The 26914-nt window shown below is 69.8% G+C and carries 25 protein-coding genes and 2 riboswitches; of the genes, 7 read left to right on the top strand and 18 right to left on the bottom strand.

What is annotated here, in order from left to right; all coding sequences use genetic code 11:
- Positions 1 to 30: 30 nt before the first annotated feature.
- Complete coding sequence (locus ACYVIO_RS24015) at positions 31 to 360, top strand: winged helix-turn-helix transcriptional regulator (RefSeq protein ID WP_460653111.1); 330 nt, start codon at positions 31 to 33, stop codon at positions 358 to 360.
- Between the two features lie 81 nt (positions 361 to 441).
- Here the strand turns inward: ACYVIO_RS24015 and ACYVIO_RS24010 are convergent, their stop codons facing one another.
- The 8 genes from ACYVIO_RS24010 to ACYVIO_RS23975 all read right to left on the bottom strand — a co-directional run bounded on the left by ACYVIO_RS24010 (position 442) and on the right by ACYVIO_RS23975 (position 9947).
- Positions 442 to 1329: an ABC transporter permease gene (locus ACYVIO_RS24010; RefSeq protein WP_460653110.1), complete on the bottom strand. Its 888-nt coding sequence runs from the start codon at positions 1327 to 1329 to the stop codon at positions 442 to 444.
- Positions 1316 to 2512, bottom strand: a complete 1197-nt coding sequence (locus tag ACYVIO_RS24005) for an ABC transporter ATP-binding protein (protein ID WP_460653109.1) — start codon at positions 2510 to 2512, stop codon at positions 1316 to 1318. The genes ACYVIO_RS24010 and ACYVIO_RS24005 overlap by 14 nt, the downstream gene beginning before the upstream one ends.
- 5 nt (positions 2513 to 2517) lie before the next feature.
- Entirely contained in the window at positions 2518 to 3618 is a 1101-nt protein-coding gene (locus ACYVIO_RS24000) for a LolA family protein (protein ID WP_460653108.1), read from the bottom strand.
- A 180-nt stretch (positions 3619 to 3798) separates the two neighbouring features.
- The gene (locus tag ACYVIO_RS23995; RefSeq protein WP_460653107.1) at positions 3799 to 4413 is read right to left on the bottom strand and encodes a hypothetical protein; all 615 of its coding nucleotides are present in this window, start codon (positions 4411 to 4413) and stop codon (positions 3799 to 3801) included.
- Positions 4410 to 5834: a 5,6-dimethylbenzimidazole synthase gene (gene bluB, locus ACYVIO_RS23990; protein WP_460653106.1), complete on the bottom strand. Its 1425-nt coding sequence runs from the start codon at positions 5832 to 5834 to the stop codon at positions 4410 to 4412. Before bluB ends, ACYVIO_RS23995 begins: the two co-directional genes overlap by 4 nt.
- Complete coding sequence (locus ACYVIO_RS23985; protein ID WP_460653105.1) at positions 5831 to 7183, bottom strand: cobyrinate a,c-diamide synthase; 1353 nt, start codon at positions 7181 to 7183, stop codon at positions 5831 to 5833. The genes bluB and ACYVIO_RS23985 overlap by 4 nt, the downstream gene beginning before the upstream one ends.
- Positions 7180 to 7794, bottom strand: a complete 615-nt coding sequence (gene cobO / locus ACYVIO_RS23980) for a cob(I)yrinic acid a,c-diamide adenosyltransferase (RefSeq protein WP_460653104.1) — start codon at positions 7792 to 7794, stop codon at positions 7180 to 7182. The genes ACYVIO_RS23985 and cobO overlap by 4 nt, the downstream gene beginning before the upstream one ends.
- Positions 7794 to 9947 carry a magnesium chelatase subunit D family protein gene (locus ACYVIO_RS23975; protein WP_460653103.1) on the bottom strand — a complete coding sequence of 718 codons (2154 nt, stop codon included), beginning with the start codon at positions 9945 to 9947 and terminating at the stop codon, positions 7794 to 7796. The genes cobO and ACYVIO_RS23975 overlap by 1 nt, the downstream gene beginning before the upstream one ends.
- A 95-nt stretch (positions 9948 to 10042) precedes the next feature.
- Positions 10043 to 10122, bottom strand: a riboswitch (cobalamin riboswitch).
- 102 nt (positions 10123 to 10224) lie between these two features.
- Here ACYVIO_RS23975 and ACYVIO_RS23970 point away from each other — a divergent pair.
- Positions 10225 to 10602, top strand: coding sequence for a CPCC family cysteine-rich protein (locus ACYVIO_RS23970; protein ID WP_460653102.1), 378 nt, complete (start codon positions 10225 to 10227; stop codon positions 10600 to 10602).
- Here the strand turns inward: ACYVIO_RS23970 and surE are convergent.
- The 6 genes from surE to ACYVIO_RS23940 form a co-directional block, all read right to left on the bottom strand.
- Positions 10599 to 11354 carry a 5'/3'-nucleotidase SurE gene (gene surE, locus ACYVIO_RS23965; RefSeq protein WP_460653101.1) on the bottom strand — a complete coding sequence of 252 codons (756 nt, stop codon included), beginning with the start codon at positions 11352 to 11354 and terminating at the stop codon, positions 10599 to 10601. The two genes, ACYVIO_RS23970 and surE, sit on opposite strands and share 4 nt — an antisense overlap.
- 12 nt (positions 11355 to 11366) lie before the next feature.
- Positions 11367 to 15092: a cobaltochelatase subunit CobN gene (cobN, locus tag ACYVIO_RS23960; RefSeq protein ID WP_460653100.1), complete on the bottom strand. Its 3726-nt coding sequence runs from the start codon at positions 15090 to 15092 to the stop codon at positions 11367 to 11369.
- Between the two features lie 34 nt (positions 15093 to 15126).
- Positions 15127 to 15244, bottom strand: a riboswitch (cobalamin riboswitch).
- Between the two features lie 18 nt (positions 15245 to 15262).
- Positions 15263 to 15760, bottom strand: a complete 498-nt coding sequence (locus tag ACYVIO_RS23955) for a hypothetical protein (protein WP_460653099.1) — start codon at positions 15758 to 15760, stop codon at positions 15263 to 15265.
- Positions 15761 to 15813: 53 nt separating this feature from the next.
- Positions 15814 to 16773, bottom strand: coding sequence for a DUF3500 domain-containing protein (locus tag ACYVIO_RS23950; RefSeq protein WP_460653098.1), 960 nt, complete (start codon positions 16771 to 16773; stop codon positions 15814 to 15816).
- Positions 16764 to 17447 carry a phosphoglycerate mutase family protein gene (locus ACYVIO_RS23945; RefSeq protein WP_460653097.1) on the bottom strand — a complete coding sequence of 228 codons (684 nt, stop codon included), beginning with the start codon at positions 17445 to 17447 and terminating at the stop codon, positions 16764 to 16766. The genes ACYVIO_RS23950 and ACYVIO_RS23945 overlap by 10 nt, the downstream gene beginning before the upstream one ends.
- Positions 17444 to 18373, bottom strand: a complete 930-nt coding sequence (locus tag ACYVIO_RS23940; protein WP_460653096.1) for a cobalamin biosynthesis protein — start codon at positions 18371 to 18373, stop codon at positions 17444 to 17446. Before ACYVIO_RS23940 ends, ACYVIO_RS23945 begins: the two co-directional genes overlap by 4 nt.
- A gap of 78 nt (positions 18374 to 18451) precedes the next feature.
- Here ACYVIO_RS23940 and ACYVIO_RS23935 point away from each other — a divergent pair, with 78 nt between their 5' ends.
- From ACYVIO_RS23935 to ACYVIO_RS23925, 3 genes are read left to right on the top strand one after another with little or no spacing between them, the layout of a single operon-like run.
- Positions 18452 to 19294: a serine hydrolase gene (locus ACYVIO_RS23935; RefSeq protein WP_460653095.1), complete on the top strand. Its 843-nt coding sequence runs from the start codon at positions 18452 to 18454 to the stop codon at positions 19292 to 19294.
- On the top strand, positions 19291 to 20358 hold the full coding sequence (locus ACYVIO_RS23930; protein WP_460653094.1) for a mandelate racemase/muconate lactonizing enzyme family protein: 1068 nt from the start codon (positions 19291 to 19293) through the stop codon (positions 20356 to 20358). The genes ACYVIO_RS23935 and ACYVIO_RS23930 overlap by 4 nt, the downstream gene beginning before the upstream one ends.
- Positions 20355 to 21269, top strand: a complete 915-nt coding sequence (locus tag ACYVIO_RS23925) for a C40 family peptidase (protein ID WP_460653093.1) — start codon at positions 20355 to 20357, stop codon at positions 21267 to 21269. The genes ACYVIO_RS23930 and ACYVIO_RS23925 overlap by 4 nt, the downstream gene beginning before the upstream one ends.
- Positions 21270 to 21323: 54 nt before the next feature.
- On the opposite strand, the gene ACYVIO_RS23920 is transcribed toward ACYVIO_RS23925, so the two are convergent.
- The 3 genes from ACYVIO_RS23920 to ACYVIO_RS23910 all read right to left on the bottom strand — a co-directional run bounded on the left by ACYVIO_RS23920 (position 21324) and on the right by ACYVIO_RS23910 (position 23878).
- Positions 21324 to 22460: a TerC family protein gene (locus tag ACYVIO_RS23920; RefSeq protein ID WP_460653092.1), complete on the bottom strand. Its 1137-nt coding sequence runs from the start codon at positions 22458 to 22460 to the stop codon at positions 21324 to 21326.
- A gap of 263 nt (positions 22461 to 22723) precedes the next feature.
- Entirely contained in the window at positions 22724 to 23083 is a 360-nt protein-coding gene (locus ACYVIO_RS23915; protein WP_460653091.1) for an MmcQ/YjbR family DNA-binding protein, read from the bottom strand.
- A 36-nt stretch (positions 23084 to 23119) separates the two neighbouring features.
- Positions 23120 to 23878 (bottom strand): SDR family NAD(P)-dependent oxidoreductase, encoded by a 759-nt coding sequence (locus ACYVIO_RS23910; protein ID WP_460653090.1) that lies wholly within the window; start codon positions 23876 to 23878, stop codon positions 23120 to 23122.
- Positions 23879 to 24030: 152 nt separating this feature from the next.
- Between ACYVIO_RS23910 and ACYVIO_RS23905 the strand changes: the two genes are divergently transcribed.
- Positions 24031 to 24597 carry a GNAT family N-acetyltransferase gene (locus ACYVIO_RS23905; RefSeq protein WP_460653089.1) on the top strand — a complete coding sequence of 189 codons (567 nt, stop codon included), beginning with the start codon at positions 24031 to 24033 and terminating at the stop codon, positions 24595 to 24597.
- Positions 24594 to 25523 carry a carbon-nitrogen hydrolase family protein gene (locus ACYVIO_RS23900; RefSeq protein ID WP_460653088.1) on the top strand — a complete coding sequence of 310 codons (930 nt, stop codon included), beginning with the start codon at positions 24594 to 24596 and terminating at the stop codon, positions 25521 to 25523. Before ACYVIO_RS23905 ends, ACYVIO_RS23900 begins: the two co-directional genes overlap by 4 nt.
- 227 nt (positions 25524 to 25750) lie before the next feature.
- On the opposite strand, the gene ACYVIO_RS23895 is transcribed toward ACYVIO_RS23900, so the two are convergent.
- The gene (locus ACYVIO_RS23895; RefSeq protein ID WP_460653564.1) at positions 25751 to 26485 is read right to left on the bottom strand and encodes an SDR family NAD(P)-dependent oxidoreductase; all 735 of its coding nucleotides are present in this window, start codon (positions 26483 to 26485) and stop codon (positions 25751 to 25753) included.
- Between the last annotated feature and the right edge of the window lie 429 nt (positions 26486 to 26914).

The following is a 26914-nucleotide window of genomic DNA, read 5'->3' as shown; positions in this document are numbered from 1 at the left end:
ACCCACATTTTTGTCAGTAGGAGAGTGCTGATGGCCAAGCGATCCTTCACCTGCGGACTCGACGCCGCCATCGCCGTCATGGGCGGGAAGTGGAAGGGACTGATCCTGTTCTCACTCGGCGAGGGGCCGGTGCGCTTCGGTGCGTTGAGGAGGTCGGTGCCCGGCATCAGCGAGAGGATGCTGATCCTTCAGCTCCGGGAGATGGAGAGCAGCGGCCTGGTGCACCGCGAGGTCTACCAGCAGGTCCCGCCGAAGGTGGAGTACTCACTGACCGCGTTCGGCGACTCCCTCAACACCGCACTCGCCCCGCTCGGCGAGTGGGGCGAAGAACACCTCGAACGCATCGAGTCCCTCCCCTGACCGACCCTCCATGGCCGCGCTCCCAACCGGTCGACGGACCCCGGCTGTTGCGCGCTGCGGCGCAGGTGTTTTCGGGTGCGGTCAGCCGTTGATGTCTCGGCTGGTGAGGCGGGCCCAGGCTGCGGCGTAGAAGACGGCCAGGTAGGCACCTTGCATCAGGAGGTTGCGGACGATGGCGTCCCAGTACGGCGGGTCGCGGAGGAGGTCGGCGAACGACGTCCAGCCGTACATCAACAGCCACGGGTGGATCTCGTCGATCTGCGGAATCGCTCCGAGGATGCCGAACACGATGAACGCGCCGAACGTCGCCGCCATCGCGGCCAGTGGTGTGGAGGTCAGGGAACTTACGAACAGACCGATTCCGGCCAAGCCGAGCAGGGATGCGGCAATCAGGACTGCGATGCCGAGCGCTCGCAGCAGTCCGTCTGCGAGTGACACGGTCGAGCCCGACAGCAGTACGACGTCGCCGACCGGGAACAGGATGAAGCCCGCGATCAAGCCGCCTAGCCACACGGTCAACGTCGCGGCGAGGCAGAACACGGCGAGCGCGACCATCTTCGCCGCCAGCAGACGTGATCGGCCGGCGGGCGCGGTCAGTAGGTTCCGCAACGTGCCGAGGCTCGACTCACCGGCCAGCGACTCTCCCGAGATGACCGTCACCGCGGTTGGCAGGAAGAACGGCAACGACAACGCCAGGCTTGCCACGATCAGGAAGAAGCCGTTCCCGGCGACCTGACCGATGAATCCCTCGGCGTCGCCCGACGAACCTGACAACCGGATCGCCACACCCACCAGCATCGGCACGAGCCCGAGCACACCGAGCAGCACCCACGTCCGAGCGCGGCCGAACACCAGGTGCAGCTCGGTCCTGAACAGTGCCAACGTGTGCCGGCCTGCTCCAGGACGCTGGGGCTTGTACGTCGGGCGAGCGTTCGTCTGTACAACGGCCTGCGCGTCATTCGGCGACATCGAAGCCCTCCCCGGTCAGCGCGACGAAGGATTCCTCGAGGCTGGGACGTTCGAGACCGAAGCCGTGCAGGCGTACGTCGGCCGCGACCAAGGCCGCGGCGAGTTTGTCGATCGGGAGGTCGCCGGGATCGCCCTCGACGGCTGGGATGCCGTCGCGGTCATCAGCCGGGTGAACGTTGGGGCGGCGAAGATCGCGGACGCCGAGGGCGACGAGAGTTTGCTCGGCCTGGTCGAGATCCGGCGTACGGACCACCAAGCGTGGTCGGAGCTCGGAACGCAGTTCGGCCATCGTCGACTGCCGCAGCAACTGGCCGCGGCTCATCACCGCCGCATGCGTACACAACTGCTCGACCTCGGCCAGCAGGTGGGTCGAGGTGAAGATCGTCGTACCGTCGCCTGCCAGTTCGCGGATGAGCGAGCGGACTTCCCGAGTCCCTTGCGGGTCGAGGCCGTTGGTCGGTTCGTCGAGGACCAGCAGTTCACGCCGTTGCATCAACGCCACCGCGATCGCGAGCCGCTGCCGCATGCCCAGCGAGTACGCCCGCACCTTCTTCTTCGCCGCGTTCGAGAGCCCGACGCGTTCCAGCGCCTCTCCCGCGCGCTGCTTCCGAGTCCGCGGATCCGCGGTCCGGTCTGCGGCATCGAACCGCAGCAGATTCGCCTGCCCGGTCCAGAACGGGTAGAACGCCGGCCCTTCCACCAACGCCCCCACCCGAGGCAACACCGCCAACTGAGCCTTGGGCATCGGCTCCCCCAGCAGCTCCACCGTCCCCGAAGTCGGCGCGATCAGCCCCAGCAGCATCCGAATGGTCGTCGTCTTACCCGACCCGTTCGGCCCCAGAAACCCGAAGATGCTCCCCGCAGGAACCTCCAGATCAATCCCCGCCACAGCTACCTGCCCGCCTCGGAACCGTTTCGTCAGCCCGCGGGTGACGATCGGAGCCCCACCGCCAAACACAGGCAGCCCGCCGGCCGAGGCCAGCGAGCCAGGCTGGGCCAGCTCAGCTGGCTCCGTTCCCGAGTCGGGATCGGTGGGTCTAGCTGGGTCGTCTGCGGTGGCGTCGGCCTCGGGGTCGGCGGCCGCCTCGGCCGCTGCAGGTGAGGCCGACGTGGTCTTGGTGAAGGTGGAGGGGTCTACGTCGGCTGAGGGGCAGCCGTCCAGGGACTCCGGGGTGGTGGGCATGGTGGTCAGCGGGGGGCCGAGGGGGCGGCTGCGGCGAGGGTGTCGGCGGTGACCAGGCCGACGAGGACTCGGCCGTCGTCGGTGATCAGGGCGCTGACCATCTTGCTGGTGAGGATCTTGCCGGAGCCCCAGGGGCCTTGGACCGTGCGGGCGTTGGCGAGCAGCTGGTTCAGCGGGCCGTTGTCGGCGGGGAGCTTAACGCCTCGGATCACGGCGATGGATTCCCAGCCCTGACCGATGACGGTCGGGCGGTCAGCGGCTGCGGGCTTCTTCGGGTCGGCCTTCGGCAGTGACTTCGGGGTGTCGTGCTTCTTCTGCGTGATCGCGGGCAGCTTCTTCTCGGTCACCTTGACGCCGGCCGGCGGGGTGAACGCGAAGGAGCTGGCGGACGGTACGTCGAACGACACCGACTCGAAGCCCACCTGGACGGCCGGGTTCTTCCCGGTCCGCGGCAGGACGGTCACCTCGAGCGGGACCCAGGTCTTCGCGTCGATCGCCAGCGTCACCGAACCGACGGTCGTCTTGTCGGTCTTCGGCACCAGACGCAGCTTGTACGCGTCGCGGCCGGCCACCGACTCCGTGCCGGTCACGTCGACCGCCGTACTGGGGTCGATCGCGGTCAGGAACTTCTTCGCGACGGCCTGCGGGTCGTACGCCTCTTTCTCCGGCGCGACCTCGGGCTTCGCGGGACGGGCCGGCAGCGCCAGCTTCACGGCCTCGCGCTTGGCGGAGTCGTACGCCCAGGCGGTCTTGCCGTCGGTCGTCCAGACCCGCTCGGCCATGTCGTCCAGCACCGAGACCCGAGCCTTGTCCGGCCCGGCGAACGCGACACGTGCCGTGTGCTCACCGGTCAGCAGATCAGGCAGCTGACTCGCGCCGTCGACACCGGGCAGCGCGGGCAGGCCGAGGTCGGTCGCCGAGCGGACCGTGCCGCTCAGGCCGTCGACCTTGGCGGTCTGCACCTTGGCGAGCAGATCCTGCGCGGTGATCCCGGGCAGGTCTGGAGACGCGTCCGCGACCACGGGCCCGAGCGCACCCACGCCCGCGACCACTGCGACTGCCGTGACCGGAACCAACCACCGTCGACCGCGCCTCGTTGCTGCCATGTCTTCAAGACTCGCACCGCCATCGGCCGGAACCAAGGCCTCTCAGGGTCAGTTCACCCAAAAGAGTGAGTCCCCCGGCCCGAACGGCAGCAAATCGGGTGCATGCCGTACGGCGACCGGGGGACCCAGACAAAGCTCAGCAGCAGTCCCCCGAAGGCGACCACCCGTCGTACCAGAAGATCAGCGGCTCTGCAGCGCGTCCAGCGCGACCGTCATCGCCGCGGCGACCCGGAAGTCCACCCGCGAGTCGTGCACGGAAACCCGGTACCGGTCACGGACCGACACCTTCCGCTCGACCGACAACAACGGCTGACCGCTCGCGCGGTCGGTGAAGTCGAAGTGGAAGATGAACGGCAGCGGGATCTCGCCGACGAACGGCACGAACTCCCACACCCGCCGGATGATCGCGACCTTCGCGTTCCGCTCGGTGCCGTCGGACTCGAAGCCCGGTCCGGTGAGCTGCCAGCTGGACCGCAGCAGGCTCTTGCCGAACTCCTTCTTGAACCACCCGATCGCCTGCCCGGAGGCGTCGAACACGTCGTACCCCGACCCCAGGTCGAGCCGCTTGCGCGCCTTGAACGAGAACACGACCTCCGACTTGCGGTCGTCGGTGTAGAAGGTGACCTCTTCCTTGAACGCCATCCGCTTCTGCTGCGCGAACGCGAGCAACGCCCCGTCGGTGCCGTCGGGGTTGGTCGCGATCAGTTCGTACTTGTTCGCCATCATCGTGATCCGCTGCTTCATCGAGAAGGCGGGTACGTGCATCGGCGCTGGGCCGTTCGGTGGGACCGTCATGCGGGTGAGTCTGTCACCGCCGCGGGCTCATCCACGCCTTTCACGACCGCTCCGCACGCAAGTCCACCCCATCGGATGCCCTGGGTCAGCATTTCGGCCAGCAAAGAGCCTCCGACAGACAACACCTGAAGCTCTCCGACCCCTTGCAGCACCAGGTCCCGCGCCACCTCGACGCCGAGCTCCACAGCCTCGTCAGCAGTCCGGGCCGGCCGCCACAGCACGCCGAAATCCGTAGGAGGCTTCTCAGCTCCCACCTGTACGACGAGAACGTCCGCAGCCCCCAGGTACTCAGCACCTGAGCCACCATCCAGCACCACTAGACGCAGGACCTGCGAGCCGCCGCCAACCCGCACAGACGACGCAGCAGCATCCCGAAGCGCAGCCGTGGTGCTAGCCGGAGAACCCGGCAGCCCCCGATACCCCCACTGCTCCTGGTGAACCGCCCACGACAGCGGCCGCCGCGCAGCCCAACCAGACCGCACCAATTCAGGCGCAGCTGCAAACTCCGCAACGTGCCCGACGCACAGGTACCCCAGCAACTCCACATGAGCAGGCAGCCCCAGCACCGCCCCGACCTCAGCCGGGTCGAAGAACGACACCCAGCCAACGCCCAGCCCCTCCGCACGCGCAGCCAGCCACAGGTTCTGCACAGCAATAGCAGCCGAGAACCAGACAGTCCGCGGATCCGCATGCCGACCCAGCACATGCCGGCCACCGCGCGCAGGATCACAGGTGACCGCGATGTTCAGCGGCGTGTCCAGGATCGCCTCGATCTTCAGCCCATCGAAGGCAGACCGCCGGTCCGCCGGCAGCGACGCGGCAAACGCGTCCCGCTGGGCCGAAGCCAAGTCATGAATCTTCCGCCGGGTCGCAACGTCCTTGATCAGCAGGAAGTCCCACGGCTGACTCAGGCCGACGCTCGGCGCCCGGTGCGCCGCCTCCAGCACTCTGGTCAGCAGCTCGTCGTCGACAGGCTTGTCCAGGAACCCACGCCGTACGTCGCGGCGCTCCGCGATCACGCGGTGCACCACCTCGCGATCGGCAGCCGAGTAACCCGGTGCAGCACCGTCCAACAGTCCGACGGCCACAGTCGCTCCCGCGGACTTCAGCTTCGGTATGACGAGCTCCGCACCGCTCAGCACGACAGCAGCCTCAGCCACACTCGCCGTACCGGCCAGCTCCCCCACCTGCTCGCTCGGCGAAGGCACTTCCTGCCCAGCAAGGTCCAGAGCAGACGCGACGAGCAACTGCGCCCCCAACGAGGCCACCAGCCGCTGCAGCCCCGGCTCGTCCTCTCGACCCTCGACAGTCACCACCGACCCGACCACGCCCACCACACCGGTCAGTGCACGATCGACAAGGTCCCGCAGCTCTCGGTACGACGTACCGGCGCGCAGGCCGATGCCCAGGACGAGCGTCACTTCTCCAACCCCGCGTGGATGCGTGCGGCAGCTACCAGCCGAGCAGGGACGTCCGGAGTCGCCGTCCAGTGCAGGTGCAGGTACGACGCGTGCACGGACGGCCGGGTGACTCCCTCGACGCCGTCCGGCAGGTACCAGGCCGGATCGGCGTCCGCATCCAGCGTCACCGCAGTCCGGTGGAACTCATGCCCCCGGACGCGTCGCCCCTCGTCGAAGAAGGCCGTCGTACTGGCAGCGATCGCAGTGCGGTACCCCAGCGTCAGCTTGCCGGTCATGCGAGCCGTGGCAGGCAGTACGCCGGTCATGGCGTGGCCGTCCAGCTCGCGGCACAGGTAGAGCAGTCCGGCGCACTCGGCAATCACCGGCAGCCCACCTGCCACAGCCGACGCCACCTGAGTACGCAAAGCCTCATTGTTCGACAGCGCCTCTGCGTGCATCTCCGGGAAGCCGCCACCCAGGTACAGCGCAGCAGTTCCGTCCGGCAGTGAGTCGTGCAGCGGGTCGAAGGTCGCCACGTCACCACCGGCAGCAGTCAGCAGCTCAGCCGTCTCGGTGTAGCGGAAGGAGAACACCGGTCCCCCAGCCACAGCAATCACCGGCCGGCCCTCCGCCGCCGGAGTCACCTCAGCCGCCGGATCCCAAGCCACAGTCTCCAGAGGACTGGCCGCGGCAGCCGCAGCGACAAAGGCCTCCAGGTCAACACCAGCCCGCACCAGCTCAGCCGCCGCGTCCACAGCAGCCACCGCCTGCGCCCGCTGCTCATCAGCAGGGACCAGTCCCAGGTGCCGGCTCGGCACAGTCAGCCGGGTGTCCCGACGCAGTACTCCAAGCACCGGTACGCCGGTAGGCGCGACACCGGCGCGAGCCTCGGCCTCGTGCCGGTCCGTGCCGACCTTGTTCAGGATCACGCCGACGATCCGCACACCGGTGTCGTAGGCAACGAATCCCTGCACCACCGCGCCGACGCTGCGACCGGCCGCGGACGCGTCGACGACCAGCACGACCGGTGCCTGCAGCAACTTCGCGACGTGCGCGGTCGAGGAGAACCCCTCGGTGCCGAGCGCGCCGTCGTACAGGCCCATCACGCCCTCGACGACCGCGATGTCGGCGCCGGCCGCGCCGTGCGCGAACAGCGGCGCGACCCGCTCCTCACCGGACAGCATCGCGTCCAGGTTGCGGCCCGGGCGGCCCGTCGCGACAGCGTGGAAACCGGGATCGATGTAGTCCGGGCCGACCTTGAAGCCGGCGACCGTGTGCCCGGCCCGGCGCAGCGCCGCCATCAGGCCGACGGCAACCGTCGTCTTGCCGGCACCCGACGCGGGCGCGGCGACGACGATCCGCGGGATCACCACTCGATTCCCTTCTGGCCCTTCTGGCCCGCGTCCATCGGGTGCTTCACCTTGGTCATCTCGGTCACCAGGTCCGCGGCGTCGAGCAGCCGCTGGTCGGCGTTCCGGCCGGTGATCACGACGTACTGGTGACCGGGGCGGTTGACCAGCGTGTCGACCACCTCGTCGACGTCGATCCAGCCCCACTTCATCGGGTACGTGAACTCGTCGAGCACGTAGAGGTCGTGCGTCTCGGCCGCGATCCGGCGCTGGATCTCGCGCCAGCCCTCGAGCGCGTCGGCGGCGTGGTCCTCGTCGGTGCCGGACTTGCGCGACCAGCTCCAGCCCTCGCCCATCTTGTGCCACTCAACCGGGCCGCCCTCACCCGTTGCCTCGTGCAACTTCCCGAGCGCGCGGAACGCGCCCTCCTCGCCGACCTTCCACTTCGCGCTCTTGACGAACTGGAAGACGCCGATGTTCCAGCCCTGGTTCCAGCCGCGCAGCGCCATCCCGAACGCCGCGGTCGACTTCCCCTTCATCTCGCCGGTGTGCACCATCAGCAACGGCCGGTTCCGGCGCTGCCGGGTGGTCAGCCCGTCCTTCGGTACGACGCTCGGCTGTCCCTGCGGCATCAGGCGGCCCTCCGTTCGGTGACGGTACGAATGAGGTTGCCTGCGGCAACTTCTCCCAGGTCGAGGTACTCGGCGCGCAGCGTGGTGGCCAGTTCAGCGGCCAGGCCGAGCCGGACGCCGCGGCGCGGTTCGCAGTCGACGACGACCGTCGGGATGCCCTGGTGCGCGATCCAGCCGGCCGCCTGCTGAGCCCGCGCGAACGCGTTCTCCCCGTGCGTCGCGCGGCCGTCGGTGACCAGGACGAGCAGCGGGCGCCGACGCGGGTCGCGGATCGCGGCGATGCGGAGCACCTCGGCGGTCTGCAGCAGGCCCTCGGCCAACGGCGTGCGGCCGCCGGTGGGCAGCGATTCCAACCGGCGTACGGCGGTCTCGACACTGCCGGTCGGCGGGAGCGCGATCGTCGCGTCGGCGCGTGCGAACGTGACCAGGCCGACCTTGTCGCGGCGCTGGTACGCGTCGAGCAGGAGCGAGACGATCGCGGTCTTGACCTCGCCCATCCGCCGCTTGGTGCCCATCGAGCCCGACGCGTCGACGCAGAACATCACCAGGTTTCCCTCGCGGCCCTCGCGCACACCGAGCCGTACGTCGGACGCGCGGACGGCGAGGCCGGGGCCCGAACGGCCGCGCGCGTGCTGGTGCGGCGCGGCGGCGCGCAGCGTGGCGAGGAGGTGCGGGCGACCGGACTCGCGGCCGACGCGGGCGCGGTCGCCGACGACTCGGCCGACCTCGGTGATCGCGCGCGATCGGCGACCGGCGACGCCGGTGCCGGCCGACTGGATGCTGAGGAGGCGAGCCTTGTACGGCGTGGAGCTGGTCGCCACGTCGCCGGTGGGCGCGCCGCCGGAGAGCGTGTTCTCCGGGTTCCCGGCGTTGTCCGGGTCGGCGGGCTTGCCGGGCGGGGTCTGGTCTTCGACCTGGTCGTCAGGTTGCCGACTGGGGTCCTCCGGCGCCGAGGAGTCGTCCGGGCCGGACGAATCGTCGGACGCGGACGGCTGGGACTCGGTGCCGCTGTCAGGGCCGTTGTCCGGCCCCCCGTCGGGCCCACCGTCGGGATCGTCGTCCGGGTCGTCCGGCGGCGTGCTGTCGTTGATCACCTGATCCAGCCGGTCCTCGTCCAGCCCCGGTGCATCGAACGGGTTCCGCCGGGTCCGGTGCGGCAGCGCGAGCTTCGCCGCCGCGCGGACGTCCTCGACCTCGACGACGGTCCGCCCGGACCAGGCCGCGTGGGCGACCGCCGTACGGGCCGTGACCAGGTCGGCGCGCATTCCGTCCACATCGAACGCGGCGCAGATCTCCGCGATCTGCCGCAGCGCCGAGTCGGTGAGGATCACGTCCTGCAGAAGGCTCTGCGCCTTGACGATGCGCTCGGCCAGCTCGCGCTGCGCACCGTCGTACCGGCTGACGAAGGACGTCGGATCGGCCTCGTAGGTCAGGCGGGCTCGCATCACCTCGACGCGTACGGCGGGATCGCGGCTGGCGACGACGTCCACTGTCAGGCCGAAGCGGTCGAGCAACTGGGGGCGGAGCTCGCCCTCCTCCGGGTTCATCGTGCCGACCAGGACGAAGCGCGCCGGGTGCGTGACGGAGACGCCGTCACGCTCGACGGTCGCGCGGCCCATCGCCGCAGCATCGAGCAGTACGTCGACCAGGTGGTCGTGCAGGAGGTTGACCTCGTCGACGTACAGCAGGCCGCGGTGAGCGGCCGCCAGCAGACCAGGCTCGTACGCCGTGATGCCTTCGGCCAGTGCCTTCTCCAGGTGCAGAGAGCCAAGGACGCGGTCTTCGGTAGCACCCACGGGCAGCTCGACGAGCCGAGCCGGCCGGGACACAGAAGCCGCAGGACCTGAGGTCGATCCAGGAAGGTGACCGAGCGGCGCACCCCCACTGCTCGTTGGAGTGTGCGGGCCGTCCGGGCACGTGGGATCCGGGTTGGCCGGGTCGCAGGAGAAGCGGCAGTTGGGGACGACGTCCACCGCGGGCAGGATCTCGGTGAGGGCGCGGACCGCGGTCGACTTGGCGGTGCCCTTCTCGCCGCGGATCAGGACGCCGCCGATCGCCGGGGAGACCGCGGCCAGGATCAGGGCGAGCTGGAGGTCGTCCATCCCCACCACCGCGGTGAACGGAAAGCCGGTCGGGGTCGGAGCAGGCCGCATCGGCGGTGGGTCCCTTCGTCCTGCGGGTGTCCACGCCCGCGTTGGCAACGGTCGCCCGGGAACGCGGAGAGCGCTCCCTGGCGGACGGCGCGAGATGTCCTGGCTTCCGGATCACGTCCGGTCACAGTGGCGGGACCGCCCCGGACTTCGGCCGTGCTGGCCGTCACCGGTGTTCCTCTCCTGCCGTCCCGGCGATCATTCCACATCCCCGCCGTACGGCCGCCGCCCGGAGAGAAACCTCACCCGGGGTGAACCGGTCCGTGGAAATACTGGACCCATGAGTGAGCGCTTTCCGTGCGTCTGCTGCGGCCACCTGACGATGGACGACCCACCAGGCGGCTACGAGATCTGCCCGGTGTGCTTCTGGGAGGACGACCAGGTGCAGCTCCGGACGCCGGACACGATGCTCGGCGCCAACCAGGTGCCGCTCGTGCAGGCGCAGCAGAACTACCTCGCGTACGGCGCGTGCGACCGGGACGCGCTCGAGCACGTCCGGCCGCCGCGGGAGGACGAGCCGCTGGAGCGTGGCTGGCGGCCGATCGACCTCGGGCACGACGTGTTCGAGGGCCCGGGCGACAGTGCGCCGGGGTTCATCACCGACGGCACGATCCTGTACTGGTGGCGCCCGACGTACTGGAGGGCCGACCGCGCCTAACCGAAGTGTTCTGACAGGTACTCCGCGGCGGCCGACGAGTCGACCTCGCGGATGCCGACGATCGGGGTGACCGCCACGTAGCCGGCCGCGAGCAAGGCCTCGTCGGTGTCGGGCTCGGCACCTGCCGCCGGCGCGGCGAGCGTGATCATCGGCTCGCCGGTGGGCGCCTTCAGGCCGGTGATGCGGGAACGTTCGATCGGCGCCAGCCGCGCCCGGCGTACGCCCTCGAGCTCTTCGAGCGGGCGGTCGGGGACGTTCACGGTGATGACCGTGCCGGCCGGCTCCGAGGTCAGCCAGCCGAGCGCTTGCGCGGCGATCGTGCCCGCGGTGTCGAGGTGCTTGGGATCCTCCGAGTCGATGCTGATGGCGATTGCCGACAGCCCCTGACCGGACGCCGTCAGCGCGGCCGCGACAGTGCCCGAGTGCAGGATCGGTACGCCGATGTTGTGGCCGTGGTTGATCCCCGACACCACCACGTCCGGTACGTCGCCGAACGACCCCACCAGCGCGAGCGTCACCGCCAGCGCCGGCGTCCCGTCGACGCCGATGTACGTCACGCCGTCAACGGTCTCCTCAGCCGTGCGGATCGGTCGGTCGACCATCCCGGCCCGCGCAGACCCGACCCCGCTCTGATCGTCCAGCGGCGCCACGGCCAGCACCTCGTGCCCAGCCGCGGCAAGCGCCGCCCCGAGCGCCCGAATCCCGCGCGCCCGGTAACCGTCGTCGTTGGTGATCAGCACTCGGAAAGCCATGCCTCTACCCAATCACCCGCGGTCTTCGATGTCGCCTTCCGTCTCAAGTACGGCGGTGCGCAGCGTCTCCAGCGCCTCCGCCGACGGCTCCGACCACAGCCCGCGCTGGGCAGCCTCGAGCAGCCGTTCGGCGATGCCGTGCCGCGCCCACGGGTTGGACTTGCGGAAGAACTCGGCGACCTCGGGGTTGGCGACGTACTCGGTGGTCAGCGTCTCGTACATCCAGTCGTCGACGACACCGGCGGTCGCGTCGTACCCGAAGAGGTAGTCGACGGTCGCGGCCATCTCGAAGGCGCCCTTGTAGCCGTGGCGTTGCATCGCGGCCATCCAGCGCGGGTTGACGACCCGGGCGCGGAAGACGCGCTTGGTCTCCTCCTCCAGAGTCCGCGTCTTCACCTGGGCCGGTACGGCGGAGTCGCCGATGTAGGCCTTCGGGTTCGCCCCGGTCAGGTGGCGGACCATCGCGACCATGCCGCCGTGGTACTGGAAGTAGTCGTCGGAGTCCATGATGTCGTGCTCGCGGGTGTCCGCGTTCTTGGCCGCGACCTGGATCCGCGCGTAGGCGCGCTCCATCGACGGCCGGGCCTCGGCGCCGTCGAGGTCCTTGCCGTACGCGTAACCGCCCCACACCGCGTACACCTCGGCCAGCTCCGCGTCGGTGCGCCAGTTGCGCGCGTCGACTAGCGGCAGCAGGCCGGCGCCGTACGAGCCGGGCTTGGAGCCGAACACGCGCGCCGTCGACGACCGCATGTCGTTGCCTGCAGCAACATCATCCAGAACGTGCGCCCGCAGGTAGTTGTCGGCGGCATCCTCGTCCAGCGCCGCGACGGTCCGCACCGCCTCGTCCAGCCAGGCGACCACGTGTGGGAACGCGTCCCGGAAGAAGCCGGAGATCCGGATCGTCACGTCCACTCGCGGCCGACCCAGCTCGGCGATCGGTACAACCTCGAAGCCCGACACCCGCCGCGAAGCCTCGTCCCAGACCGGCCGGCAACCGAGCAGCCACAGCACCTCGGCCAAGTCGTCGCCCTGGGTGCGCATCGCCGACGTACCCCAGACGGTCAGTCCGACCGACCGCGGCCACTCCCCCGTCTCGGCCTTGTGCCGGGCCAGCAGCGAGTCGGCCAGCGCGACGCCGACGTCCCACGCGTTCCGGCTCGGGATCGCCTTCGGGTCGACGGCGTAGAAGTTGCGACCGGTCGGCAGCACGTTGACCAGACCGCGCGTCGGCGAGCCCGACGGCCCGGCCTCGACGAAGCGGCCGTCCAACGCACGCAGGACGTTCGTCAGCTCGTCACCGGTGCGTGCCAGCCGCGGCACGACCTCCTCGCAGGCAAACCGCAGCGACGTCTCCACACCAGCCGACTGGCGACCCAGCACCTCACCGACGACCACCGGCACCTTCGCGGCGTCCCAGCTCAGCGTCTCCAGCCCCAGCACCAGCTTGCGCGCCACAGCCTCCAGCAGGTCCACACCGTCGGCAGCACTCACTGCAGGCAGGTCAGCCAGCTCCGACAGGGCCGCCAGCTCAGCAGGCACCGCACGACCCGGATCGGCGAGCAGTGCCGCCTCGTCCACGTCGTACGTCGCACCAAGAGCCGCACGCAGTCCCGGTACGGCGCCGGACGCGCCACCCCACATCTGCGAGGCCCGCAGGATCCCCAGCACCAGGTTGACCCGGGCCTCACCAACAGGCCCACCGCCGAGGATGTGCAGCCCGTCGCGGATCTGCACGTCCTTGATCTCGCACAGGTAGCCGTCGAGGTGCAGGACGAACTCGTCGAACTCCTCGTCCTCCGGCTTCTCGCTGGTGTGCAGGTCGTGGTGCAACTGAGCGGCCTGGATCAGCGTCCAGATCTGCGCGCGCAGGGTTGGCACCTTCTCCGGGTCGAGCGCCGAAACCGTGGCGTACTCGTCCAGCAGGTACTCCAGCTTGGCCATGTCGCCGTACGTCTCGGCCCTCGCCATCGGCGGTACCAGGTGGTCCACGACGACCGCGTGCCCACGCCGCTTGGCCTGCGTGCCCTCACCCGGGTCGTTGACGATGAACGGGTACACCAGCGGCAGGTTGCCCAGTACGGCGTCCGGCGCGCAGTCCGCCGCCATGCCGATGCCCTTGCCCGGCAGCCACTCCAGCGTGCCGTGCTTGCCCAGGTGGACGACCGCGTGGGCGCCGAAGCCACCCTCGGAGACCGGAGCCTCCAGCCAGCGGTACGCCGCCAGGTAGTGGTGCGACGGAGCCATGTCCGGGTCGTGGTAGATCGCCACCGGGTTCTCACCGAACCCGCGGGGCGGCTGAATCATCAGGACGACGTTGCCGAACTGCAGAGCGGCCAGGGCGATCGCCGGCTCGGCACCGGTCGTGTCGACGTACAGGGAGCCCGGTGCCTCGCCCCAGGCCTCGGTCATCGCGTCCCGCAGCGTCTCCGGCACCCGGCCGAACCACTGCTGGTACGTCGACAGCGAGATCTTCGCGACCGCGCCGGACAGCTGCTCGTCGGTCAGCCAGTCGACGTCGTGGCCACCGGCCGCGATCAGCCGGTGGATCAGGCCGTCGGCGCCTTCGGCTCCCTGCAGCTCGTCCAGGTCGAGGTCAGGACCCAGGTCGTAGCCGGCGTCCTTGAGCTGGCCGAGCAGGACGACCGCGGAGGCCGGAGTGTCCAGGCCGACCGCGTTGCCGATCCGGGCGTGCTTGGTCGGGTACGACGACAGCACCAGCGCGAGCTTCTTCTCGGCCGGCGCGACGTGCCGCAGCCGGGCATGCGCGACGGCGATCCCGGCCAGGCGGGTGCAGCGCTCGGTGTCGGGCTGGTAGCTGGCGATGCCCTCGGCGTCGTACGCCTTGAAGGAGAACGGGATCGTGATGATCCGGCCGTCGAACTCCGGGATCGCGACCTGGGTCGCGGCGTCCAGCGGGCTGATCGCGGCGTCGCTCTCCAGCCACTGCTCGCGGGTCGACGTGAGCGCGAGGCCCTGGATCAGCGGGATGTCGAGCGACGCGAGGGCGCCCGCGTCCCAGGCGTCGTCCGCTCCACCCGCACTCGCGTTGGCCGCGACCGTGCCGCCGGCTGCGAGCAGCGTGGTGACCAGTACGTCGCAGCTGCGGAGCAGGTCGAACAGCTCGGCGTTGTCGGCGCTCGACGGGTCCAGACCACGCAGCGTGCCACAGTAGACCGGCAGCGGCTGCGCACCGGCCGCGTCGACGGCGTCGGCGAGTGCGTCGACGAACGCGGTGTTGCCGGAGATCTCGTGCGCTCGGTAGTAGACGATGCCGACCACCGGGCGACCGTCCAGCTCGGTGGAACGACCAGCCCGTACGCCGTACGCCGGAAGGCTGTGCGGCGGGTCGAACGTGTCACCGGTGAGCAGGATCGTGTCGCGGAGGAAGCCGGCCAGGTTGCCCAGGTTCTCCGAGCCGCCCTCGCGCAGGTAGGCCAGGGCCTCGGTCACCGCGCCGGCCGGGACCGTCGACAGCGACATCAGCTCGGCGTCCGGTGCGGCCTCACCGCTGAGCACCACCACCGGCAGACCGGAGGCGACAACAGCGTCGAGACCCTCCTCCCAGGCGCGGCGACCGCCGAGCAGCCGGACTACGACGACCTCGACGCCGTCGAGCAGGCTGGACAGTTCGGCGACCTCGACGCGCGCCGGGTTGGCGACCTTCCAGCCCACCTGGGCCTGTGAAGCGGCCAGCAGATCGGTGTCGGCGGTGGAGAGCAGCAACAGGTTCGCGGGCATGCGCGTCCGGTCCTTCCTCGGGGTGTCCACGCCCCGGGTGGGCAGTTCGACGGCTGCAGTTCCTGACTCCCACGCTGAGCGTGGTCACAGTGGCGGGACCGCCCCGGACTCGCACCGGGTTCCTGCTGACGACCGTCGATGACACCGAGACTCTAGCCGACCGGCTCCGGTCAGAACTCTCCCCAGGTAGCACTCTGTCCGGCGGCCCGGTGCGTGATCCGGTAGCCGCGGCGCTCGGCCCAGCGCCGGGCGCCCTTGGCCAGCTCGGGTGCGCCGCAGTTCAGGAAGTCCTCGGCCATCAGCTTGTCGCCGAAGCGGGACAGGGCCTGGATCAGGCGGTCCTCGGAGCCGGGACGGCCGATCTTGATCGCGAGGCAGAGCACCTGCCGGCGGACGGCGGGGTGGGCGAGCAGCACGCGGACGAGGACCAGGTGCAGGAGGCCGGACTCGGCGGCCGACAGCCGCTCGTAGTACGCGCGACCTGCGGCTGTGTTGGTCCACTCACCGGCATCGGTGAGCAGCAGAGCGCCACGGCGGACGTACTCCGCGTGGCGCTCGATCTCCTCCGCCGTGAACTCCTGCTGCTGACGCCCTGCCTTCGAGATCAGCCAGACGAGCAGCACCAGCGCGGCGACCGCGCCGGCGCTGATGAGCAGCTCTTTCTCCATGACGGCAGGGTTCCCGACGCGGACTGGTCCCTACCTGCGGCGACCGGTTCCTGTCAGTGCGCGCGGTAGTGGGCCGCCAGGAGGTCCTGGCCCCAGTCGTTGTCGAGGTCTCGCCAGACGGAGTGGATGTGGTTGGCGTCGGACTGGGTGTTGTCGTACTCGGCGAGGAAGGTGGGGCCGGTGATGGAGTAGTAGTGGCCGGCACCGGGCTGGAGGGCTCCGGCCCAGGCGAAGGTGAGCTGGTCGAGGCCCTGGCTGCGTAGGTTGGCCCAGGCCTGTTCGGCGATCGGCTGAGCGGCTCGGCCGACGTACTGGTCGAGCAGCTGAGTGAAGAGGTCCCGCTGGGAGTCCTGCAGGTCGCCGTACGCGATGCCTCGGTGCAGGACGGAGCCGTCGGCCACGGGGTCGTGGCGGGTGAGGATGTCGTCCGGCGCCTCAGCGGAGACGACAGCTACGTCGCGCTGGCCTGAGTCGAGTGCGTGGAGGAGCTGGAAGCCCAGGTCGTGCTCGGCGGCCAGGAAGCGGCGGCCGGCGTACGGGCCCTGGCGGACCTCGGCAGGGTTGGAGCCGATGAAGTTGGGGACGAAGGAGACCTGGTCGCCGACCAGCGTCACGTGCAGGGCCAGGTGGTGGCCGTTGAGGCGCCAGGCCCACGGGTCCGTGCCGGACGGGTCGCCGAGGATGCGCAGGAAGTAGCGCTCCCCCACGACCGTGCCCTGCCACCCACCGGTCGCTCCGACGTCCGGCAGCTCCCGCAGGATGATCTCGGCGGCCATGGTCGCCAGTGCGTCGCCCACACCGCGCTCGCTGCAGGCCAGCTCGAGCAGGCGGTGCACATGTGCTTCCTGCTCAGCTGACAGCTCTGTGAGCTGCAGTCCGGGCCGCTCGCCCGGCAGATAGGTCCAGTCGCGATGGTCCGGTGTGTCGAACGGCGCCGTGGCCTTCGCCCGCTGCTCGGGCGTCAGCGCGTCCAGCAACTCCAGCGCGGTCTTGCGGGTCTGCTCTACAACCATGCCGAACGCTCCCCATCCTTCGGTTCGTAGTGCGTCCATTGCTCGAACGGCCGATCCAGCTTGTACCGGAAGTTCGGCTGCCGCAGCAGCACACGCGTCTCGGCGTTGCCCGGGTTGCGCAGCGTCTCGAAGAACTTCACCGACCAGTGGAACCAGCGCATGCAGAACAGCCGCATCGTCAGCCCGTGCGACACCAGCAGCACGTTGCGTGGAGCGTCCGGCTGCTCGAAGTCGCGGTGCATCGTCTCGAGGAAGCTGGACACGCGGTCGTACACGTCCGAGCCCGACTCACCGTGGGTGAACCGGTAGAAGAAGTGCCCGTACGAGTCGCGCAGCGCCTCCTGCCGCTCGATGTCGTCGGTGTCCTGGAAGTTCGCCCAGTCCTGCTCGCGCAGCCGCGGCTCCTCACGAGCCAGGCCGATCATGTCGTCCATCCCCAGCGCGTCGAGAGTCTGCAGGGCGCGCAGGTACGGCGACACGTAGACGCGGACCGGCTCGCCCTCGAACAGCGTGCGCAGGTGCTTGCCCGCCTCGGCCGCCTGCTCGTGCCCGTGCGGAGTCAGCGGCACGGAGTGGTCGGGCACGGTCTCGTAGATCGACTTGTCCAGGTTGGCGACCGATTCGCCGTGCCGGATCAGCGCGATCCGCAGCGGCCGCTGACTCAGATGCATCATGCTCTCCGTCCACGAGTCGCTGCCAGGGCCAGGATCGCGGCGGTAGCCGCCGCGCCGTACGAGACGCGTCTTGCGAGGACGGCCGTACGGCGTACGTCGGTGACGCCCGGCCGCAGCCCGTCGCCGAGCGTGCCGCGGTCCTCGATCTCCTCGCCGTACGTGTTGGTGCCGCCGAGCCGCAGGTCGAGCGCACCGGCGAACGACGCCTCGACCGGTCCCGCGTTCGGGCTCGGATGACCGCCGGCGTCGCGCTGCCAGATCCGCCAGGTCTCGCGCGGCCGGCCGCACGTCAGCCCGGTCAGCGCCGCGCAGACGCGGGCCGGCAGCAGGTTGACCAGGTCGTCGAACCGCGCCGAGGCCCAGCCGAACCGGAGGTAGCGGGCCGACTTGTAGCCGACCATCGCGTCGAGCGTGTTCGCCGCGCGGTAGCCGATCAGACCCGGTACGCCGAACAGCCCGCCCCAGACGAGCGGCGCGACCGTCGCGTCGCTCGTGTTCTCCGCGATCGATTCCACGGTGGCGCGGGCCAGTTCGTCCGCGTCCAGGTCCGTGGCGTCGCGGCTGCAGAGGTGGCTCAGCCGTTCGCGCGCCGCCGGGAGGTTCTTCGCCTCCAGCAGGCCGGACATCACCGAGGCCTCGCGTTCGAGGCTCCGCCCGCCGAGTACGGCCCAGGTCGCGGCGGCCGTCACCAGCGTCTGCGCGATCGGCCGGTCCTTGGTGAACCGCTCCGCGGCCACGCCTGCGGCGGTGACCGAACCGACCAGCAGCGCTGCGTACGCCGTACCGGCTGCTCGTGAGTCGGCGTAGGCGACGCCCTCGAGCCGGGAGGCGGCTCGGCCGAAGCCGGCGACCGGGTGGAGGCGGCGTGGATCGCCGAGGACACGGTCGGCGGCGAAGCCGAGGATCAGGCCGAGTGCTCTGGACACGGAATGCAGTCTGCCAGGCGAGTCCGCTCCGCAAGCCCGCTACATCAGAATTGCCCGGGATGTGGAAAAGTAACCACCATGGGAATTGCTGACCTGCTGCGCGGGGTGGAGGGCCGGGGCGCGTTCGGTGTTTGGCTCGGCCGGACGGACGGCACCGCGGTGTTCACGCACGAGGCGGAACGCACGCACTACTCGGCGAGCACGATGAAACTGCCGGTCGCGATGGCGATGCTGCGCAAGGTCGACGCGGGCGAGCTCGCGCTGGACCAGCCGGTGACCGTGCACAACGACTTCGCGTCGGCGGCCGGTGGGCGGTTCGGCGTGAACCGCGCCGAGGACGAGGCACCGGCGACCTGGGAGAAGCTCGGCGAGGAGGTCCCGCTGAACTGGCTGGCCCGGGAGATGATCACGCGGTCGAGCAACCTGGCGACCAACTTGGTGCTGGAACTGGTTGGAGCCGAGGCCGCGAACGCGGTGCTCGTGGAGCACGCCGCCGGCGCGGAGCGCGGCGCGGGGCCTGGGGAGACGGCGGACGGCAGCGTGATCAAGCGCGGGATCGACGACTCCCCCGCGCAGCAGGCCGGGATCAGCAACATGATGTCGCCGGCTGGGCTGGCCGGCGTACTGGTTGCTGCTGGCAACGATGAGTCCGGGCAGTACCTCCGCGACCTGCTGGCCGCGAACGAGTGGAACGGCGAGATCCCCGCGGGCGTCCCCGCCGGCACGCGCGTCGAGCACAAGAACGGGTGGGACCTGCGGATCCGGCACGACGGCGGCATCGTCCGCCCGGACGACGCGGATCCCTTCGTCCTCGTCGTCTGTACGACGTCCGAGCTGCCCGATCGCGACGCGCAACAGCTGATCGCGGCGATCGCTGCCGAGGCGTGGAACCACCGGCACGACCTCAAGGCGGTCCGATGAAGATCTCCACGCACCTGGTGTCGGCGCCGCTGCACACGCCGTTCGTCACCGCGCTGCGGACCGCGACCCACGCCGAGTCGCTGCTCGTCTCGATCAGCGACGGCGAACACACCGGCTGGGGCGAGGCGCCGCAGGTCTGGAAGGTGACCGGCGAATCGCTGGCCGGCGCGCAGGCCTGCGTCGAAGGCCCGATCGCGACGGCGCTCGACGGGCTCGGCCCGGACGACCTGACCGAGGCGCTGCGGCGGCTGCAAGGCGCCGCGCAGAACAACTTCGGCGCGAAGGCCGCGGTCGACGTCGCGCTGCACGACCTCGCCGCCCGGCGCGTCGGGCTGACGCTGCAAGGTTTCCTCGGCTCGACCGCGACGACCGTACGGACCGACGTCACGCTGTCGGCCGGTGACGCCGACGCGCTGGTCCAGGCGGCAAAGGACCGCGTGCGCGACGGGTTCGACGTACTCAAGGTGAAGGTCGGGACCGGCAACGCGGCCGCCGACTTCGAGCGCGTACGCCGGGTGCGCGAGGCGGTCGGGCCCGAGCCTCGGATCCGCCTCGACGCGAACCAGGGCTGGAACCGCCGCGACGCCGTCACCGCCATCCGCGCGCTGGAGGACGCGGGCTGCGCGATCGAACTGGTCGAGCAGCCGGTCGCCGCGGCCGATCTGGAGGGCATGGCCTGGATCACCGACCGGGTCAGCACGCCGATCCTGGCCGACGAGAGCGTGTACGGCGTACGGGACCTGGTGAACGTGATCCGGTACGGCGCGGCCGACCTGGTCAACGTGAAGCTCGCCAAGTGCGGCGGGCTCGGGCCCGCGCGCACGCTGCTGGAACTCGCCCGCGAGCACGGGCTCGGCGCCATCGTCGGCTCGATGATGGAGAGCCATGTCGGCGTCGGCGCGGCGGCCGCGCTCGTCGCGGCGTACCCGACGACGGCCGTCAACGATCTCGACGCGGCCTGGTGGCTGGAGCAGCCGCCGGTCGACGGCGGGATCACCTACGAAGGGTCCACCATCCACCTGCCCTCGACTCCTGGGCTCGGCGTGACAGGCTTGATCGCATGAAGGTAGTAGCCGCCAAGGTCCCGGTCAGTACCGTGTGGACCTCCCCCGAAGCACCCCGCGACATCGACGCCCCCGCGGTCGCCGCCGCTCCCGACGTCGCCGCATGGGCGAAGTCGATGGACACCGAGACGCGCCTCGGCCTGCACGGCCGGACACTGACGCAGCTCCTGTACGGCGAACCGGTGATCGTCCGCTCCGAACGCGACGGCTGGTCCGAGATCGTCGCCCCGTGGCAACCGTCCTCGCAGGACGACCTGGGCTACCCGGGCTGGGTCCCGTCGGCGCACCTGGGTGAGCTGCCGGAGTCCGCAACCGCCCCGGTCGCCGTTGCCGTCCCGGTCACCACACTGACCGCCGAGCCGGGAGTCGCCGCCAGCGGATCCGCGGGGCCCGGCGCCGCCGGATCCCCGGGAGCCGGCGAGATCGCCGAATTGTCGTTCGGCACGGTGCTTTCGTCGGTCGAGCACGTGGACGGGTTCACCCGCGTCGCCCTCGCGGACGGCAGCTTCGGCTGGTTGGCCGACGATGCTCTCCGTGTCGTCAACACGCCGCCCACCTCGGAGGAGCGCCTGCGACTGGGCTCGCTCTTCCTCGGACTCGAATACTTGTGGGGCGGCACTTCGGCGTACGGGCTGGACTGCTCGGGCCTGATCCACGCGGTCAGCCGGGTGCTCGGCCAGCGCATCCCCCGCGACGCCCACGACCAGGCCGACGCCCTGGAGTCGGTGCCGATCGACGAGGCGAAGCCCGGCGACCTGTACTTCTTCGCCCGCCCCGGCAAACAGGTCCACCACGTCGGCTTCGTCTCCCCCCAAGGCATGCTCCACGCCTCAGAAACCGGCAAGGTCCTGGAGAACGAGCCCCTCCTCCCAGAACGCCGCGAAACCCTGGTCTCGGCAGCGCGTCTCTGAGAAGCAAATGAAGAAAGCCCCCACCAGTTGGTGGGGGCTTTCTTCATTGAGCTATCAGGGTTTCTTCGAGTCCGTGTCGTGGGGCTCGGGCTCCGGGAGGCCGTTGATCTCGGCCTTGGTCTGCGGGTCGAGGTCGTCCTTCGGGCGCGGGGTCGACTCGTCCAGCTCGCCGCCGGCGGTCTCGGCCGGGGTCGTCTCCTCGCCGTTGGCCGCCTGCTCCGCGGCGATCTTGCGGGACTTCCACAGGCTCAGGACCGTGGTGATGCCCAGCGTCACGATGATGAAGCCGAGCGACACCGAGATCGGGATCTCCGGCGCCCACTTGATGTGCTCGCCACCGTTGATGAACGGCAGCTCGTTCTCGTGCATCGCGTGCAGGACCAGCTTCACACCGATGAACGCGAGCACGACCGACAGGCCGAGCGACAGGTAGATCAGGCGCTTGAGCAGGTCACCGAGCAGGAAGTACAGCTGCCGCAGACCCATCAGCGCGAAGACGTTGGCGGTGAAGACCAGGAACGGCTCCTGGGTCAGACCGTAGATCGCCGGGATCGAGTCCAGCGCGAACAGCAGGTCCGTCGTACCGAGCGCGACGATCACGATCGCCATCGGGGTGAACAGCCGCTTGCCGTTCTTGACCACGGTCAGCTTGACGCCGTTGTACTCGTCGGTCGCGTTCAGCCGCTTGCGGGCGAACCGGATGACCGCGTTCTCCTTGTAGTCGTCATCGTCGTTCTCGCCCTGCTTGGCCAGGTGCACCGCGGTGTAGACCAGGAACGCGCCGAACAGGTAGAAGACCCAGGAGAACTGGTTGATCGCGGCCGCGCCGACGGCGATGAAGATGCCGCGGAAGAACAGCGCCAGGATGATGCCGACCAGCAACGCGGTCTGCTGGTACTTCCTGGGCACCTGGAACCTGGCCATGATGATCAGGAAGATGAACAGGTTGTCGACGCTGAGGCTGTACTCGGTCAGCCAGCCGGCGAAGAACTCCCCGGCGTACTGGCCGCCGGAGAACAGCCAGACCCCGAGCCCGAAGACGATCGCGAGACCGACGTAGAACGCGATCGCGGTCGCCGATTCCTTGGTGGTGGGCTCGTGCGGGCGACGGCCGATGATGAAGACGTCGAACGCCAGCAGGGCGAGCAGAACCCCGACCGTGATGTACCAGACGTAATCGTGGACGTGCACAGGCAACCTCCGGAGCGCAAGCGAAAGTGGACTCCGAAGGTCTCTTCCGCCTGGCTCGAATCCTCGGGCCTGGCCGGCGGTACCGGGCGTGGAGACGAACTCCCTGACCGTGATGACGATACCGCCGCGAAGGAATACTCCCCTTCAAACTCCCACCATTCTGGCGGGTCGATGTCCGAGTTTCCAAATCGACCGTCCGGTACCCGCATGTCGGAATGATCACGCTCCGGCGAGGGAATAACTTCGCTGCGTGATCAGGTTGGTCACTGCGTGGTGTGCCCAGGCGGGCGACGGCTCTTCGGCAGCTTCCCGACGATGGTCGTGTACGACGCGTCGACGAGCTCGAGAATCTCGTCATCCGGTACGGCGCCGCCGAGGCGGACCGTGTTCCAGCCCGACCGGCCGATGTAGGCCATCTTGCCGACGTCGTCGGGATAGGCGTTGACCAGCTCGTCGGCCTCGTCCCGGTTGGCCCCGCACTTGATCCCGACCGACTCGTCCCCGAGGAACGCGAAGATCTTCTCGCTCACCTTCGCGACCACGTCGCCTTCCCACGGCTCGTCCTGCCACGCACCCGGCTTGGCCAGGCAGTGCTCGAGCAGTTCCTTCCCGGTCAGTCGCATCGCCCACCTCCTGGGCTGAACGATACGACCGCGGGCTCAGAGCCCGAAGCCGCCAGACGCTTCGAGGACCTGGGCGGTGACCCAGCGGGTCTCGTCGGAGATCAGCGCCGCGATCACCTGGCCGATGTCGTCGGGGTCGCCGACCCGGCCGAACGCGGTCTTCGCGGCCAGGGCCGGGATGACCTCGGGGTACTTGTCGAAGGCGTCGCCGCCGAGGCGAGTCAGGGTGGAGCCGGGCGCGACGGCGTTGACGCGGATACCGCGCGGGCTGAGCTCCTTCGCGAGGAAACGGGTCATCACGTTGAGCCCGCCCTTCATCGTCGCGTAGCCGCTGTAGCCCGGCTCGGCATTGGTGTGCATCGACGAGTTGCTGCTGACGTTGACGATCGCGCCGTGGTCCGCGATCAGCGGCAGCAGGGTCTGGGTCAGGAAGTACGGACCCTTCAGCAGTACGGCGTACAGGCGGTCGAAGACCTCCTCGGTCGCCTCGCCGAACGGCTCGGTCTGCGCGAAGCCCGCGTTGTTGACCAGCGCGGCCAGCGTCTCCACCTGCCAGGTCTCCCGCAGCGCCCCTACGACGGCGTCGCGGAACGCCGGGAAGGTCTCCGACCGCGCGAGGTCGAGCGGCAGCGCGACCGCGGTCCCGCCGTCTTTCTCAATCGCTGAGACAGTGTCGAGCGCGCCCTGCTCGTTGCCGCCGTAGGTGAGAATCACACCCATCCCCCGCGCGGCGATCCGAAGCGCCGTGCCTCGTCCGATGCCTGAACTGCCACCTGTCACCAGTGCGACCTGCATGAGTTGTCCACCTTGTCCAAAACTGGAGCGCTCCGCGCTCTCCCGGAAACTGTCTCCTTCCATTCCATCAATCCGACCTGCGGGAACGGTAGAACGATGCGAGCGACCTCTTGCACGATCCTCTCCACCTTCGACGAAACGGAGCTGTCCCGATGAGCCCGGTGCTGTTTCGCTCCGCCGGACCTGACGACGCCGGCCAGGTCGCGGAGCTGCACGCGGACAGCTGGCGACGCCACTACCGCGGCGCGTACGCCGACGCGTTCCTCGACGGGGACATCGCCGTCGAACGCAACGCGGTCTGGACAACCCGACTGGCAACGCCGACCGGTACGGCGACAGTGCTCGCCGAGTACGACGGCCGCCTGGTCGGCTTCGTCCACGTGATGCTCGACCACGACCCGGAGTGGGGCAGCCTGGTCGACAACCTGCACGTCCGCCACGACCAGCACCGCCTCGGAATCGGCACCGACCTCCTGACCCGCGCCGCCGCCGCAGTCACCGACCAGGCGGAGACCAACGCGATGTACCTCTGGGTCCTGGAGCAGAACACCTCCGCCCAACAGTTCTACCGAACCGCGGGCGGCACCGCCGTCGAGAAAGCCCCCGTCCCACCCCCAGGCGGCGACCCGAGCCGTCTGACAGACAACCCCCACTGCCTCCGCATCACCTGGCCGGACACCAGCAACTGGTGGCTGCCTCAACCTAGGCTGCCGGTATGACGTCTGTTGTCGTTGCTGCGGTTCAGGCTGGGTCCACGTTGTTCGACACGCCTGCGACGCTGGTCAAGGCCGAGCGGTACTTGCGGGAGGCCGCGTCCGGCGGTGCGCGACTGGTCGTCCTGCCGGAGGCGTTCCTCGGGGGCTACCCGAAGGGCCTCGACTTCGGGGTCGCCGTTGGTTCGCGGTCGTCCGAGGGGCGTGACACTTTTCGCCGGTACTACGAGGCGGCTGTCGTGGTGCCCGGCCCGGAGATCGCGCGACTGGCAGAGCTCGCCGCCGAGCTTCAGGTGCACGTCGTCGCCGGAGTGATCGAGCGCGACGGCGGGACCTTGTACTGCACGGCGGTCTTCATCGATCCCGTCGACGGGCTGGTCGCGAAGCATCGCAAGCTGATGCCGACGGCGGCTGAGCGGTTCCTCTGGGGTCAGGGTGACGGCTCGACCCTGCCCGCAGTACAGACAGACTTCGGCGTGCTCGGTGCGGCGATCTGCTGGGAGAACTACATGCCGCTGCTCCGGCAGACCATGTACTCCAAAGGCGTCGAGCTCTGGTGCGCTCCCACGGTGGACGACCGCGAGCAGTGGCAGGCGACCATGCGGCACGTCGCACTCGAAGGCCGGTGCTTCGTGATCAGCGCGAACCAGTACCTCACCCGCGCCGACCTCCCCGACGACGTGCACCCCGTGCAGGGCGAGGCGCCGGAGACGGTCCTAATCAACGGCGGCAGCGTGATCGTCTCACCGCTGGGCGAGGTCCTGGCCGGTCCGTTGCGCGGCGCCGAAGGAGTCCTGCTCGCCGAGTTGGACCTCGACGAGCTGGCGCGCGGCAGGTTCGACTTCGACGCCGCCGGCCACTACGCACGACCGGACATCTTCACGCTGCACGTCAACGAGACACCGCAACACACCGTCCTACGACACGACTGACCGCCCCGGCACCGCGGCAACAAAATCTCACCGCCCACCCTCGCCTCAAGTACCAGCCCCCGAACGGTGGCCGGCACTTGAGAGGACGACTGACCACTCCGGCGCCGTGGCAACAAACCTCGCCGCCGCCCCCGCCTCAAGTACCAGCCCCCGGACGATGGCCGGCACTTGAGAGGGACTCACCGCTCCGCCCCGCAGCTACCTGTCCTCGGCTGAAGGACAACGCGTCAGGAGATGGTTTGGCCGCCGTCGGCTACCAGGACGGCGCCCGTGACGTAGCTGGCTCGCGGGGAGGCGAGGAAGAGGACCACTTCAGCGATCTCCTCCGGGGTGCCTGGGCGACCCAGGGGCCAGGGCACGCTGACCTGCGCCATGCCTTCTTCCGGCACAAGCTCCAGGAGTTTGTCGGTCCGGATCATGCCGGCGCACACGGCGTTCACCCGGACCCCGGCCGGACCGAACTCGACGGCCCACGACCTGGTCATCGACTCGAGGGCGGCCTTGGTTCCGCTGTACCCGGCCGCGATCGCCATCCCGATCTGGGCGCCGGTCGAGGAGACGTTGACGATCGCGCTGCCCGCACCCATCCGGGGCGCGATGGCGGCGGTCAGGAAGTACGCGCTCCGCAGGTTCACGTCGTACATCAACTGGTACTCCGCGGCCGGCAGCGCCGTCGTCGGAACCATCGGGTAGAACCCGGCGTTGTTGACCAGGATCCCCACCTCGCCGGCCTCGCGCGCCAGCCGTTCGACATCGTCCAGGACCCCCAGATCAGCCGGTACGAACGTCGCCCGCCCACCGTCGGCCTCGATCAGCTCGACCGTCTCGGCGCCGCGCTCGGTCCGGCGCCCGGTGACGACAACCTCCGCCCCCGCACCCGCCAGACTGCGCGCAATCGCCCGCCCGATCCCCGACGTCGCCCCGGTCACCAGCGCCCGCTGCCCGGCCAGCTCCTCAGTCATCACCCGATCGAGACTAGGGCCGCCATCCCGTCCCCGTACCGACGCGCCGCCCACCCCCACCGAACTACCCACCGACGCGACCCGCCGGGCACCTGAACCCGTCGGGCGCGCACCTGTCCCGGGCACGACCCCAACCACCCCAGGTAGTCACCACCGCAACCAGCCACCGCTTGGTGCGGAAGGTGAACCTACTGGGTGCGCGCCTAGTTCCCCCGAGCACGGCCGGGCCCGGGACGCACGGGCCCGGGACGGGCGGGCCTGAGGCGGGCGGGCCTGAGGCGCAGTCGCCCGGGACGACGACCAGCTGCGCCTGGCGGGCGCGACCGTCAGACCGCGGGGCCCAGATGCCCTCAGCCAGGTGCCCACCGACTACCGGCCGCTGGACATCGCCGCGACTCAGGTGAGGTCGGCGCTCACGCCTCGTGGGCG

Source organism: Kribbella endophytica (assembly GCF_054781295.1).
The sequence above is the reverse complement of the archived record's forward strand: the minus strand, read 5'-3'. Positions and strand labels throughout refer to the sequence as shown.